Raw genomic sequence first — 12,639 nt, forward strand, 5'->3', positions numbered from 1 at the left:
TCGGCCGCAGTGAAGGTCACCGGCCCCACGCGCTACCCCGCGACCTGGCCCTCGCCGTCCTCCCGGACCTCGTCATGACCGGCGTCGGCCAAGGGAGTCGAGTACTTCCGCGCCTGGTGACCGTCTGCCGCAAGGCGGTTGATGCGGTACACGTCCGGGACACACAGGTTGAGGACGGCGGCGGCAACGATGAGGCCGGCGCACGCCATGAGCACCGTCCTGTTGTCCCAGGCGTGGACGGCGAGAGCGGTGATCAGGTAGCCGAAGGGAATGGCAAGGAGTTCCCCGACGCTGTTGAACGCGCTCATGCGGCCCAACTCGGCTTGGGGCACGTGCTGCTGGAACGCGGTGGTCCACGCGACGATCGCGACGTCGAGCCCGATCCCCGCGAGCAGGGCGGCGAGCAGCACGCAGGGCAGCGGCAGCCCCCACCCCATGGCGACCAGGGGCAGAGCGAGTGCGGCGCTGGTCGCGACAGCCACGGCCAGCAACCGGTGCGGGCGCCAGCGCAGGCACACCAGAGTCCCGGCCAGCAGCCCCGACGCGAAGGCGGCCTGGACCAGCCCCCAGTCCCGTGCGCCCGCGTACTCCTGCGCGGCGACGACCGGCCCGAGGAGCTGGAAGCCGGCCAACCACGCGGCGACGAGGACGGTTCCGGCGGCCGTGTAGGTCCACAGCCAGGTGCGCGACCAGAAGCCGGTCCATCCCGCTCGCAGATCGCTGAGCGCGCTGTCGGCGGTGAGCGGAGCGTCCAGGCGCAGGCCGAGGAGCAGCAGGGCCGCGGCGGCGAAGGTGAGCGCGTCCCAGGCCAGGGCCCAGGACGGACCGGCGGCCGCGACGACGAGTCCACCGATGACCGGGCCGAGCACCTTGACCGCGTTGCTCGGCAGTCTGAGCAGGGCATTGGCCTGCTGCAGCTGCTCCCGGGGAATGATCTGGCTCACGACGCCCTGGGCGGCGGGCATGGTGAAGGCGACCGCGGTTCCCGAGGCGAAGCCGCAGACCGCGATGGAGGTTGTCGTCGCGTGGCCGGTGGCGACAGTCGCGGCCAGCGTCCCCTGGGCGACGGCCGCCAGCAGGTTGCCGAGGAAGAGAATCCGGCTCCGGGACAGGCGGTCCGCGAGGACTCCGCCCGCGAGGAGGAAGACGACGGTCGGAACGGTGTTCGTGGCGAGCACAAGGCCGAGGGCCCCGGCTCCGCCGCCCTGCTCGATCACGGAATAGGCGAGCGCGAGAGGCGCCATCGCGGACCCGGTGACGGAGATCAGGTTGGCGAGCACGAATCGCCGGAAGGCCGGGATCCTCAATGGCGCCATACGGGTCGTCGCCAAGTCCGCTGCGGTCTCCATGCTCTCCCTCGTGCCCGGCGCAGCGAGCACCCTACGGCAACGACCGCCGGTCAGGCACGAGTTGTCGGCAGCCGGGAAAACAAAGATCCCGCCCGATCAATCAGATCGGACGGGATCTCGTCAACTGTCCCTGAGTTACCTCAAGAACAATCGCTGCGTGGACCTGAGGGGATTTGAACCCCTGGCCCCCTCGATGCGAACGAGGTGCGCTACCGGACTGCGCCACAGGCCCTTGCAACGAGTGAAACTCTAGCATCCCCATCGAGGTGCCCGGAAATCCGTTCCTGGCTGGTCAGCCAGGGACTCCCGAGCCCCTGCCGTCACACCCGTCACTCGCTGGCCGCACGCGGTCATTTCGCACACCCGTCATTCGTTGGCCGCGCGCGGCCGTTCCCCGTCCTCGTACTGGTCGAAGAGCGGCGTGCGACCGCGTTCGCGGGCGCGCCGGGCGGACGCGGCGCGACGCGCGTCACTGCGACCGTCGTCGACGGCCTCCGCGTCGTCGGACGGCTCCTCGGCGGCCGTCTCGGCCTCCGGCGTGGACGGTTCCACGGCGCTGGAGCGCGCGGAGCTCCACGCGTCCGGCGCGCCCAGGTCGACGCTGGGTGTGGCCCGGGGCGCGACCGGCGCGGTCACGTACGTCGGCAGCGGAACCGGCACCGGGTCCCAGCTGTCGCCCTGGCCGGGACCGCGCTGGCGCTCGCGCTGCTGGTCGACCCACTCCGCGTGGTCGGTCTGCTCGACGAGCGCGCGCCGGTCGGCAGCGAGCGCGGAGAGGCCGGTGTCGGTCTCCGGCTCCGGTCCCTCGTCCGGCTCGTCGGCCCCGGGGTCGACGGTGGGCCGCCGACGCGGCTGCCGCTCCCTCAGCCGCTGCGCGGCGGCCTCGGCCCGGCGCCGGTCCATCGTGTAGGTGAAGCGGCGCCGCTCCTGGGCACGCAGATACACGATGTACGCGCTCAGCATCACCGCGGGCACGCCGGGCGCCCACAGGAAGGCGAGCCCTCCCACGGCCGCCACGATCGCGCCGAGTGTGAAGGCGAGGAAGAGCATCACCGTCGTACGCCGTCGGCGCGCGAGCACCTTCGAGCGCCGGGCACGCGCTGCGGCCTCCGCCGAAGAACCACGTCGCGCGGCCGGAACACCCCGGGACGCGGACTTGGCGGCGGGCTGGGGAGCGGACCTGGCCGACGGCTTCGGCGCGGACTTGGGCGACTGCTGCGGTACGGGCCTGGCCGCCTGCTGCGGTACGGGTCTGGCGGCGCCGGGGGCCTCGTGCGTGGCCCCCTGCCTGGCGGCCGCCGGAGGCGCCGTCTCCGACTGCGCCGGGGACGGCGGCTGAACCCGCTCCTGCACCTGCGGCCGGTGCTGGACCTGCGCCTGCGGCCGGGTCGGAGGCATGGCGAAGGCCCGGACGTCCACCGAATCGGTGACGCCGTCCGGGTCGGCGCTGAGCTCCCCCTCCTCGGCGGAGCGCGCCCGCAGGTCCTTGGCGTACCGGCGCTCCATACCCGCCCGTCCGGACAGCAGCCGGATGGCGGTGCTGAAGCGTTCCGTCGGACGGGCTTCGTTCAGCTCGTCCTGCCTACGGAGCCACATCGGCACCAAGTAGGCGGCCCAGGCCCCGACAATGACTGCGTAGATGAGGCCGCTGCTGCTCACGCCTCACACGGTAGAGGGGTTTGCGTGAGGCCATCTGCCAATTGAGCCGGTGTGTCGCACGATCTGGCTGATATTTCGAGCTTTTTTTGTGACCGATGCGATCAGCGGGGCGCCGGGACCGTGAATTCAATGACCGAAGACGGACTCAAGGCGATCAGCGACCGGTCAATTTCGAACACTTATTCAATTACCCGGCGTTCTCCGGCTTGCTCTGGTTTTGCGAGCCCGCCTGCTCCGATCCCACCTGCTCCGAGCGGGTCTGCGCCGAGCGCGCCCGGCGCCAGCGTCCGAGCAGTCCTTCGGGCACCTCTTCGGCGGTGAGCGCGTACACAAGATGGTCGCGCCAGGCACCGTCGATGTGGAGATAACGTGGACGAAGCCCTTCCTCGCGGAATCCGAGTTTTTCCACGACCCGGCGGCTCGGCCCGTTCTCGGGGCGAATACAGACTTCGATGCGGTGCAGTCCGACCGTGCGGAAGCAGTGATCGGTCACCAGCGCCACGGCCGTCGGCATCACTCCGCGGCCCGCCACGCCCTGGTCCACCCAGTAGCCGATGTGCCCGGAGCACATCGAGCCCCAGGTGATCCCGGCGACGGTCAGCTGCCCGACGAGCCGCCCCTGGTACTCGATCACGAAGGGCAGCATCCGGCCCGCGTTGGCCTCGGCGCGCAGATGCCGGACCATCTGCCGGTAGGTGGGCCGGTGCGCGATCGGACCGCTGGGGGTGGGCGGCGGGATGGTCGCCTCCCAGGGCCGCAGCCAGTCGCGGTTGCGCCGGTTGACCTCGCGCCAGGCCCGCTGATCGCGCAGCTTTATGGGCCGGAGGACCACATCGCCGTCCACCAGCTCGACGGGCCAGGATGGGCTGTTCAGCTCGCACCCCCACTGCCGCTGGGTCTGGGGTGGTCGCCGCCGCGGATCTGGTCGACGGCGTGGATCAGGAGGGGCTCCAGGACCGCGAGGCCGTCCTTCACCCCGCCGGTGGAGCCCGGCAGATTGACGATCAGCGTCCGTCCCGCGACTCCGGCGAGCCCCCGGGACAGCGCCGCCGTCGGCACCTTCTGTCTTCCGAACGCCCTGATGGCCTCGGGAATGCCCGGCACCTCGTGGTCGAGCACCCGCCGTGTCGCCTCGGGCGTCCGGTCGGTCGGCGAGATCCCCGTACCACCGGTGGTCACGATGACGTCGTAACCGGCGTCGGTGCCCGCGCGCAGGGCGGCCTCGACCGGGTCGCCGTCGGGGACGACCTGCGGCCCGTCCACCGCGAAGCCGAACTTCGCGAGCCCCTCGGCGATCAGGGGACCGCCCTTGTCCTCGTAGACCCCGGCGGCGGCGCGGTTGGAGGCCGTGACCACCAGGGCGCGATACGACGATGCCGTCATGCCCGGCTCCAGTCGCCCGACTTCCCGCCTGTCTTCTCTTCCACCCTCACGTCCGTGATGACCGCCCCCTTGTCGACCGCCTTGACCATGTCGATCACGGTGAGGGCCGCCACGCTGACCGCGGTGAGGGCTTCCATCTCGACACCCGTACGGTCGGTGGTCTTCACGGTGGCGAGGATCTCGACGGCGTCGTCCGCGACCGACAGATCAATCTTGACACCCGACACCGACAACGGGTGGCACAGCGGGATCAGGTCCGGCGTGCGCTTGGCGCCCATGATGCCCGCGATGCGCGCGGTGGCGAGGGCGTCACCCTTGGGGACCCCCTCGCCGCGCAGCAACTCGATCACACGGGGTGAGACCAGGACGCGTCCGCTGGCACGGGCGGTGCGCGCGGTCACGTCCTTGCCGGATACGTCGACCATGCGGGCGGCGCCCGCCTCGTCGATGTGCGTCAGTCGGTCCTGCACAGGGGGTCCGGGGGTCTCCCCCCGGGACGGAACAGTCATGTGCGTGGGCGCTCCCGGTCCGGGCCCTTCGCGGTGCGGCGCGTGGGCCTGTTGTGCGCGACACGGTACCGCCAACTCGGGGTGCTCAGCCGAGCAGGACCCTCTCGGGGCCCGGCCGCTCAGCCGAGCAGGACCACCTCGACCTCCGCGCCGGGCTCGACCGACGTGTCGTCCTCGGGCACGACGATCAGCGCGTCGGCATGTGCGAGGGCCGCGACCAGGTGGGATCCGGCGCCCCCGACGGGCGTCACCTCGCCCTCCGCGTGCGTCCCCCGCAGGAACTGCCGACGGCCCGCGGGCGAGGTCAGCGCCTTGTCCGTCTTCAGCTTCGCCCTGGTCGTGGGCCGGTGGACGTCCTTCAGGCCCATCAGGGTGCGGATCGCGGGGCGCACGAACAGCTCGAAGGAGACGTACGACGACACAGGGTTGCCCGGGAGCGCGAGCAGTGGGGTGTGGTCGGGGCCGATGGTGCCGAAGCCCTGGGGCTTTCCGGGCTGCATGGCGAGCTTGCGGAACTCGATGCCGCTGCCCGCCTCGTCCTCGTCGCCCACGGAGGACAGCGCCTCCTTGACGACGTCGTACGCGCCGACGCTCACGCCGCCCGTCGTGACCAGCATGTCCGCGCGGATGAGCTGGTCCTCGATGGTGGCACGGAGCGTCTCGGCTTCGTCGGCGACCGCGCCCACCCGGTAGGCGATGGCCCCGGCGTCGCGCGCGGCGGCGCAGAGGGCGAAGCTGTTGGAGTCGTAGATCTGGCCGGCGCCCAACTCCTCGTCGGGCTGGACCAGTTCACTGCCGGTGGACAGGACGACCACGCGCGGGCGCGGGCGCACGCGTACGGTGCCGCGGCCGATCGCGGCGAGCAGGCCGATCTGCGGCGGTCCGAGGATGGTGCCGGCTTCGAGGGCGCGGTCGCCGGCCTTCACATCGCTGCCTTTCGCGCGCACGTGCGCGCGTGCCTCGGCCGGGCGGTGGACCCGCACCTGACCGGAAGCGGCCTCGGGGGCCGCGCTGTGGGCGCGCATCCCGGAGACCGGCCCCTCGCCCAGGCCGCCGTCGGTCCACTCCACGGGGACGACGGCCTCGGCGCCGGGCGGCAGCGGGGCGCCGGTCATGATGCGGGCGGCCTGGCCGGGGCCCACATAGGGCTGCTCGGCCTGGCCGGCCGCGACGTCGCCGACGACCGCCAGGACGGCCGGGTACTCCTCGCTCGCGCCCGCGACATCGGCGACCCGGACCGCGTACCCGTCCATCGAGCTGTTGTCGAAGGGCGGCAGGGAGACCGGCACCGTGACGTCCTCGACCAGGACGCAGCCCTGGGCGTCGAGGAGTTGCAGCTCGATGGGTTCGAGGGGGCGGACGGTCGCGAGGATGTCCTCCAGGTGGTCGTCCACGGACCAGAGGTGATCCTGGCCGGTGGTGCGGGTCGCGGCGCTGCTCAAAGTCCCTGCATCTCCTCGGCTACGTAACTGCGAAGCCAGGTCCGGAAGTCCGGGCCCAGGTCTTCACGTTCGCACGCGAGTCTGACAATGGCACGCAGGTAGTCGCCACGGTCCCCGGTGTCATAGCGGCGGCCCTTGAAGACGACGCCGTGCACGGGGCCGCCGACCTTCTCCTCGTCGGCGAGCTGCTGGAGGGCGTCGGTGAGCTGGATCTCACCACCGCGACCCGGCTCGGTCTTGCGCAGTATGTCGAAGATGTGCGGGTCGAGGACGTAACGTCCGATGATCGCGTAGTTGCTGGGCGCGTCCGCGACGTCCGGCTTCTCGACCAGGCCCGTCACCTTGACCAGATCACCCTCGTCGGTGGCCTCGACGGCAGCACACCCGTAGAGGTGGATCTGCTCGGGTGCGACCTCCATGAGCGCGATGACGCTGCCGCCACGCTGCTCCTGGACCTCGACCATGCGGGCGAGCAGGGGGTCGCGCGGGTCGATCAGGTCGTCACCGAGGAGCACGGCGAAGGGCTCGTGACCGACGTGCGGGGCGGCGCACAGGACGGCGTGGCCGAGGCCCTTGGGGTCGCCCTGGCGCACGTAGTGCATGGTGGCGAGGTCGCTGGACTCCTGGACCTTGGCGAGCCGGTCGGCGTCGCCCTTCTTCTGGAGCGCCGACTCGAGCTCGTAGTTGCGGTCGAAGTGGTCCTCGAGGGGGCGCTTGTTGCGGCCCGTGATCATCAGGACGTCGTCAAGACCCGCCGACACGGCCTCTTCGACCACGTACTGGATCGCCGGCTTGTCGACGACCGGCAGCATCTCCTTGGGAGTGGCTTTGGTGGCCGGCAGGAACCGGGTGCCGAGCCCTGCTGCGGGAATGACAGCCTTGCTGATCCTGGGGTGTGACTCAGTCATGCCCGCAACCATAACCGGTGGCTATGTGCGGAATCTGAGGCTCCGGTTAATTCGCTCTCATATGAGCGCATTAGGAAGGATACGGGAGCAACCTGTGAGTCACCTCGGACGTGAACCGGAGTCTGGCAAGCGAATGTTGCGACGAGGATTCCTCTCGGTGAGAAAAGGGTTGACGGCCGATGACGTGCAGAAAACGGCCGAGGCCCTGGCCGCCCGCGCCCTGGAGCTGCCCGAGCTGGCGCACGCGCGCACCGTGGCGGCGTACGTCTCCGTGGGGAGCGAGCCCGGCACCCTCGCGCTCCTGGACGCCCTTTACGCGCGGGGCGTGCGCGTGCTGCTGCCGGTCCTGATGGCGGACAACGACCTGGACTGGGGGGCGTACACCGGGGAGGGCTCCCTCGTACGGGTCCAACACGGCGGAAAGATGGCGCTCTTGGAGCCCGCGGGCGAGCGGCTGGGACCGGAGGCCGTCCAGGACGCCGACGTCGTCCTGCTGCCCGGTCTCGCCGTCGACGCGCGCGGTATGCGTCTGGGACGCGGTGGGGGCTCCTACGACCGCGTACTGGCCCGCCTGGAGCGCACGGGGGCCGATCCCGCGCTGGTGGTGCTCCTGTACGACGCCGAGGTCGTCGAGCGGGTGCCCGAGGAACCCCACGACCGCCCCGTCCACGCGGTGGTGACCCCCTCCGGCGTGCGCCGCTTCCGCTGACACCCCCGCCGACGTGAAGTGGCCCTCCACGCGCGCGTGGAGGGCCACTTCGATTCCGTACCGACCGTCAGGGCTTCAGGACCAGCGTGTCGCTCGTCTTCTTGTCGACGGCCTTCTCCGAGAAGGCCCAGGGCAGCAGTTCGCCCTTGGCCCACTTGTCCGTCTGGTCGGTGTAGTGGGCGCTGTAGGCGTGCCCGGAGGCGCCGGAGAGGTTGATCCACTTGGACTTGTCGAGGTCCCCGAGGTTCACGACCATCCGCATCGACGGCACCCAGACGACGCCGTAGCCGCCCGCCGCGTTCCAGCCGGTCGCGTTGACCGTCGCCTCGCCGCCGCTGAGCTTCCAGGGGCCGCGGTTGAGCATGTACTTCAGGAACGCGGGACCGTCGGTGCCCAGGGTCTGGTTCTTCAGGAACAGGCGGTGCAGCCGGCCCCAGCTCCAGGTGTCGATGTCCTTGCCGAGCTTCGCCGTCAGCTCCCAGCGGGCGTCCTTCAGGGCCCGCGCGAACAGCTCGTCACGGGTGTCGGTCGCCTTGTCGAGGCGCGTCTTGGGCGACTTCCACCAGTCGTTGTTCTCATCGTCGATGATCTTGCGGACGACCTCGAACCAGCGGTCGCCGCCGTCCGGCTGCGCCTGATCCGCGTCGCGCTGACCGCACTCGCGGACCGACTGGTCCTCGTCCGCGGGACCGGTGGTGTCGACGGGGTCGACCCACAGGCACTGGCCCTTGACCCGCAGCTCCTTGGGCAGCTTGTTGCCGAAGGCGAGCTTGAGGATGTTGCGCCAGGTCGCGTTGAAGTACGCCGCCGCCGCGGAGTCGGCGTCCTGGGTGTAGTCCCAGCCTTCGAGGAGCTTCTGCGCCTCGCGGACGTTCTTGTCGGCGACGTCGATCTTGAGCAGCTTGGGCACGATCAGCTTGGCGATCTCGCTGCTGTTGTCGAGCTGCATCTGGCGCATGTCGTCGGTCGAGATCTTGCCGCCGCCGCCGATCTTCGTCTCGATCAGATCGGAGATCCGCTGGCTGCGCGTGCCGTAGCCCCAGTCCGTGGTGAGCGTGTAGGGGTACTTGTCCGGGTCGACGACGGCCTGGTTGGCGGTCACGATGTAGCCGCGGTCCGGGTTGTACTCGTTGGGCAGCTCGGCCTGCTTGATGTAGCCGGTCCAGTTGTACTTGGAGTCCCAGCCCGGCGACGGGAGCGAGCCGTTGCCCTCGCCGCGGATCGGGATCCTGCCGGGCAGCGTGTAGCCGATGTTGCCCTTGGTGTCGGCGTAGACCAGGTTCTGCGAGGGCACGTCGAAGGACGCGGACGCCTTGCGGAACCCGGCCCAGTCCGACGCCTTGTCCATCTCGAAGACGGCGTCCATGGAGTTGCCGGGGTCCAGCGCGGTCCACCGCAGCGAGATGCCGTAGCCGTCGCCGCGGTCGGGCGCCGCGGGGTCGACGGTGGCCTTCTTGCCGACCTTGACGAGTTCGTCGTCGCGGTCGGACAACAGGGGCCCGCTGTTCGTCTCCCGGACGACGATCTTCTTGGAGGCGGCACCCGCGACCTTGATCGTCTCCTTGCGGGTCGTGAAGGGCAGCACCTTGTCGCCGTACTGGTAGCCGTCGCCGGTGAGCTTCTCCAGGTAGAGGTCGGTGACGTCGACCCCGGAGTTGGTCATGCCCCAGGCGATGTCCTTGTTGTGGCCGATGACCACACCGGGCATGCCCGCGAAGGTGTAGCCGGAGACGTCGTACTGGCACTTACTGGAGACGCTCGTGCAGTGCAGGCCCATCTGGTACCAGACCGACGGCAGCGAGGGCGACAGGTGCGGGTCGTTGGCCAGCAGGGGCTTGCCGGTGATGGTGTGCTTGCCGTCGACGACCCAGGAGTTGGAGCCGATGCCGTTGCCGTTCACGCCGACAGCGGTGGGCACGTCGTCGAGGACGTTGTAGAGCCCCGACAGCTGGCTCTGCAGGTCGGAGCCTGACGGCGCGGCGGCGTTGTTCGTGAGCCCGGTGCCCGCCGTGGAGGTCGAGGAGGCCGTGCCGGAGTTCTTCGGGACGTACGACTTGGTGATGCTGTCGTACGCGCCGTCCTGGACGATCGTCTTGTTCCGGCTGTACGGATAGTCCGGATACAGGTCGGCGATCTGCTTCGGGCCGAGGCGGCTCGTCATCAAGGAGCGGTCGATCTCTTCCTGCATGTTGCCGCGCAGGTCCCAGGCCATCGCCTTGAGCCAGGCCACCGAGTCGACCGGGGTCCACTCCTGGGGCTTGTAGTCGTTGGTGAAACCAAGGGCCGCGTACTCCAGGGAGATGTCCTTGCCGTCCTTGCCCTTCAGGTAGGCGTTGACTCCCTTGGCGTACGCCTGGAGGTACTTCTTCGTGGAGGCCGACAGCTTGGTGTCGTACTCCTCCTTCGCGACGCGGTCCCAGCCCAGGGTGCGCAGGAACTCGTCGTTCTTGACCTGGCTCTTGCCGAACATCTCTGAGAGCCGGCCCGAGGTCATGTGGCGGCGCACATCCATCTCGTAGAACCGGTCCTGCGCCTGGACGAAGCCCTGCGCCATGAACAGGTCCTCGTCGGAGGAGGCGTAGATCTGCGGGATGCCGTAGCCGTCGCGCTTCACGTCGACGGGGCCCGACAGGCCGTCGAGCGTGATGGAGCCCTTGGTCTGCGGGAAGGAGGCCCGCACGGTGCTGATGCTCCAGTACGCGCCGAAGGCGACGCCTCCGATGATGGCAAGAACCAGGACGATCAAGAACAGTCGGGCTTTGCGCCCCTTCTTCCTGCCGGACTTGCCGGGCTTTTGGCCGGAAGAGGCGGTGGTGTTGGGGGGCATCGCTGTCCTTGCTGTCCTAACGCGAGCGGCAGGCGGTCCTGGAGTGCTGGAGCAACCATAGGCGCAGGGCCTGCTGCGCCTTGACGCGGAGTCGGGTACCCGAGCGCACGGGAGTTCGATCTTGCCCACTGGAGTGTCAAGAAAGCGTCAAGAGTTAGGTAAGGTAACGAAGTACTTGGACTGACATACCAACGTCCGGCGTTCGGATCGACGTGTTCGGATCCCGTGCCCGGATTGGCGAGAAGGGAACAGCCGCTGACTGTCCACCACCTCAACCAGCTCCTGCTCGTGTGCTCGCTCGTCCTGCTCGTCGCGGTGGCAGCGGTTCGGATCTCTTCGCGCAGCGGGCTCCCCAGCCTGCTCGTATACCTGGGTATCGGCGTCGCGATGGGCCAGGACGGGATCGGCGACATCCACTTCAACAATGCCGAGCTGACCCAGGTCATCGGGTACGCGGCCCTGGTCGTGATCCTGGCCGAGGGCGGCCTCGGCACGAAGTGGAAGGAGATCGGGCCGGCGCTTCCGGCCGCCTCCTCACTGGCGCTGGTCGGTGTCTCGGTGAGCGTCGGCATCACGGCCACGGGCGCGCACTACCTGATCGGGCTGGAGTGGCGGCAAGCGCTCATCATCGGAGCGGTGGTGTCCTCGACGGACGCGGCGGCGGTCTTCTCGGTCCTGCGGAAAATCCCCCTCCCCGCGCGCGTGACGGGTGTCCTGGAGGCCGAGTCGGGCTTCAACGACGCTCCGGTGGTCATCCTCGTCGTCGCGTTCTCCACAGCGGGCCCGGTCGAGCACTGGTACGCGCTGCTGGGCGAGATAGCGCTCGAGCTGGCCATCGGCGCCGCCATCGGCCTCGCGGTGGGCTGGCTCGGCGCCTACGGGCTGCGGCATGTGGCGCTGCCCGCCTCCGGCCTCTACCCGATCGCCGTGATGGCGATCGCGGTCGTCGCCTACGCCGCCGGGGCGCTCGCCCACGGCAGCGGCTTCCTCGCCGTGTATCTCGCCTCGATGCTGCTCGGCAACGCCAAGCTGCCGCACTGGCCCGCCACACGCGGCTTCGCCGAAGGTCTCGGCTGGATCGCCCAGATCGGCATGTTCGTCCTGCTCGGTCTGCTGGTCACGCCGCACGAGATAGGCGACGACATCTGGCCCGCCCTCGCCATCGGCCTGGTGCTGACGATGGTGGCGCGGCCGCTGAGCGTCGTCGTGAGCCTGCTGCCGTTCCGCATACCGTGGCAGGAGCAGACGCTGATGTCCTGGGCGGGGCTGCGCGGCGCCGTCCCCATCATCCTGGCGACGATCCCGATGGTGAGCGGCGTCCCGGAAAGCCGCCGGATCTTCAACATCGTCTTCGTCCTGGTCGTCGCCTACACCCTGATCCAGGGGCCCACACTGCCGTGGCTGGCCCGCACACTGCGCCTGGGCGAGTCCCCGGGTGCCGCCGACCTCGGCATCGAATCGGCGCCCCTGGAGCGGCTGCGCGGCCATCTGCTGTCCGTCGCGATCCCCGACGAGTCGCGCATGCACGGCGTCGAGGTGGGTGAGCTGCGGCTGCCCGCAGGAGCCGCCGTCACGCTCGTCGTGCGCGAGGGGAAGTCCTTCGTGCCGCTGCCGACGACCGTGCTGCGGCGCGGCGACGAGCTGCTCGTGGTGGCCACCGATCCGGTCCGGGACGCGGCCGAGAAGCGGCTCCGCGCGGTGGGCCACGGCGGCAAGCTGGCCGGCTGGCTGGGAACACCGGGCGACGGAACGGGACAGCAAACGGGACATTAAGGAGCGATGGGCATTCGCAGGCGAATGCTGCCATGGTGCTCGTTTTCACAGGCGCCGACGCTTCCATCCCTGTACGATGA

General features: G+C 69.8%; 10 protein-coding genes and 1 tRNA gene. 2 read left to right on the top strand and 9 right to left on the bottom strand.

The window, feature by feature from the left end:
* Positions 1-32: 32 nt before the first annotated feature.
* The 8 genes from AB5J53_RS21160 to galU form a co-directional block, all read right to left on the bottom strand.
* Positions 33-1,349: an MFS transporter gene (locus tag AB5J53_RS21160; protein WP_369247228.1), complete on the bottom strand. Its 1,317-nt coding sequence runs from the start codon at positions 1,347-1,349 to the stop codon at positions 33-35.
* Positions 1,350-1,507: 158 nt separating this feature from the next.
* Positions 1,508-1,581, bottom strand: a tRNA-Ala gene (locus AB5J53_RS21165).
* A gap of 134 nt (positions 1,582-1,715) precedes the next feature.
* On the bottom strand, positions 1,716-3,008 hold the full coding sequence (glpR, locus tag AB5J53_RS21170) for a gephyrin-like molybdotransferase receptor GlpR (protein ID WP_369247229.1): 1,293 nt from the start codon (positions 3,006-3,008) through the stop codon (positions 1,716-1,718).
* Positions 3,009-3,195: 187 nt separating this feature from the next.
* The gene (locus tag AB5J53_RS21175; RefSeq protein ID WP_369247230.1) at positions 3,196-3,852 is read right to left on the bottom strand and encodes a GNAT family N-acetyltransferase; all 657 of its coding nucleotides are present in this window, start codon (positions 3,850-3,852) and stop codon (positions 3,196-3,198) included.
* Between the two features lie 26 nt (positions 3,853-3,878).
* Entirely contained in the window at positions 3,879-4,391 is a 513-nt protein-coding gene (locus tag AB5J53_RS21180; protein WP_369247231.1) for a molybdenum cofactor biosynthesis protein B, read from the bottom strand.
* Positions 4,388-4,900: a cyclic pyranopterin monophosphate synthase MoaC gene (gene moaC / locus AB5J53_RS21185; protein WP_369247232.1), complete on the bottom strand. Its 513-nt coding sequence runs from the start codon at positions 4,898-4,900 to the stop codon at positions 4,388-4,390. Before moaC ends, AB5J53_RS21180 begins: the two co-directional genes overlap by 4 nt.
* Positions 4,901-5,019: 119 nt before the next feature.
* A complete protein-coding gene (glp, locus tag AB5J53_RS21190; RefSeq protein ID WP_369247233.1) occupies positions 5,020-6,342 on the bottom strand; it encodes a gephyrin-like molybdotransferase Glp in 1,323 nt (440 codons plus the stop codon).
* Positions 6,339-7,250, bottom strand: coding sequence for a UTP--glucose-1-phosphate uridylyltransferase GalU (gene galU / locus AB5J53_RS21195; RefSeq protein ID WP_369247234.1), 912 nt, complete (start codon positions 7,248-7,250; stop codon positions 6,339-6,341). The genes glp and galU overlap by 4 nt, the downstream gene beginning before the upstream one ends.
* A 133-nt stretch (positions 7,251-7,383) precedes the next feature.
* On the opposite strand from galU, the gene AB5J53_RS21200 reads away from it, so the two are divergent.
* Entirely contained in the window at positions 7,384-7,959 is a 576-nt protein-coding gene (locus AB5J53_RS21200; RefSeq protein WP_369247235.1) for a 5-formyltetrahydrofolate cyclo-ligase, read from the top strand.
* 67 nt (positions 7,960-8,026) lie between these two features.
* On the opposite strand, the gene AB5J53_RS21205 is transcribed toward AB5J53_RS21200, so the two are convergent.
* Positions 8,027-10,786, bottom strand: coding sequence for a penicillin acylase family protein (locus AB5J53_RS21205; RefSeq protein WP_369247236.1), 2,760 nt, complete (start codon positions 10,784-10,786; stop codon positions 8,027-8,029).
* A gap of 234 nt (positions 10,787-11,020) precedes the next feature.
* Here AB5J53_RS21205 and AB5J53_RS21210 point away from each other — a divergent pair, with 234 nt between their 5' ends.
* Entirely contained in the window at positions 11,021-12,559 is a 1,539-nt protein-coding gene (locus tag AB5J53_RS21210; protein ID WP_369247237.1) for a potassium/proton antiporter, read from the top strand.
* Positions 12,560-12,639: the final 80 nt, after the last annotated feature.

The organism is Streptomyces sp. R41, from assembly GCF_041053055.1.
Taxonomy (GTDB): Bacteria; Actinomycetota; Actinomycetes; order Streptomycetales; family Streptomycetaceae; genus Streptomyces.

Bases quoted from the DNA above. Each gene is read 5' to 3' on its own strand.
- AB5J53_RS21200 (WP_369247235.1), top strand. From the start codon at position 7,384: ATGTTGCGACGAGGATTCCTCTCGGTGAGAAAAGGGTTGACGGCCGAT.
- moaC (WP_369247232.1), bottom strand. From the start codon at position 4,900: ATGACTGTTCCGTCCCGGGGGGAGACCCCCGGACCCCCTGTGCAGGAC.
- galU (WP_369247234.1), bottom strand. From the start codon at position 7,250: ATGACTGAGTCACACCCCAGGATCAGCAAGGCTGTCATTCCCGCAGCA.
- AB5J53_RS21205 (WP_369247236.1), bottom strand. From the start codon at position 10,786: ATGCCCCCCAACACCACCGCCTCTTCCGGCCAAAAGCCCGGCAAGTCC.
- AB5J53_RS21160 (WP_369247228.1), bottom strand. From the start codon at position 1,349: ATGGAGACCGCAGCGGACTTGGCGACGACCCGTATGGCGCCATTGAGG.
- AB5J53_RS21180 (WP_369247231.1), bottom strand. From the start codon at position 4,391: ATGACGGCATCGTCGTATCGCGCCCTGGTGGTCACGGCCTCCAACCGC.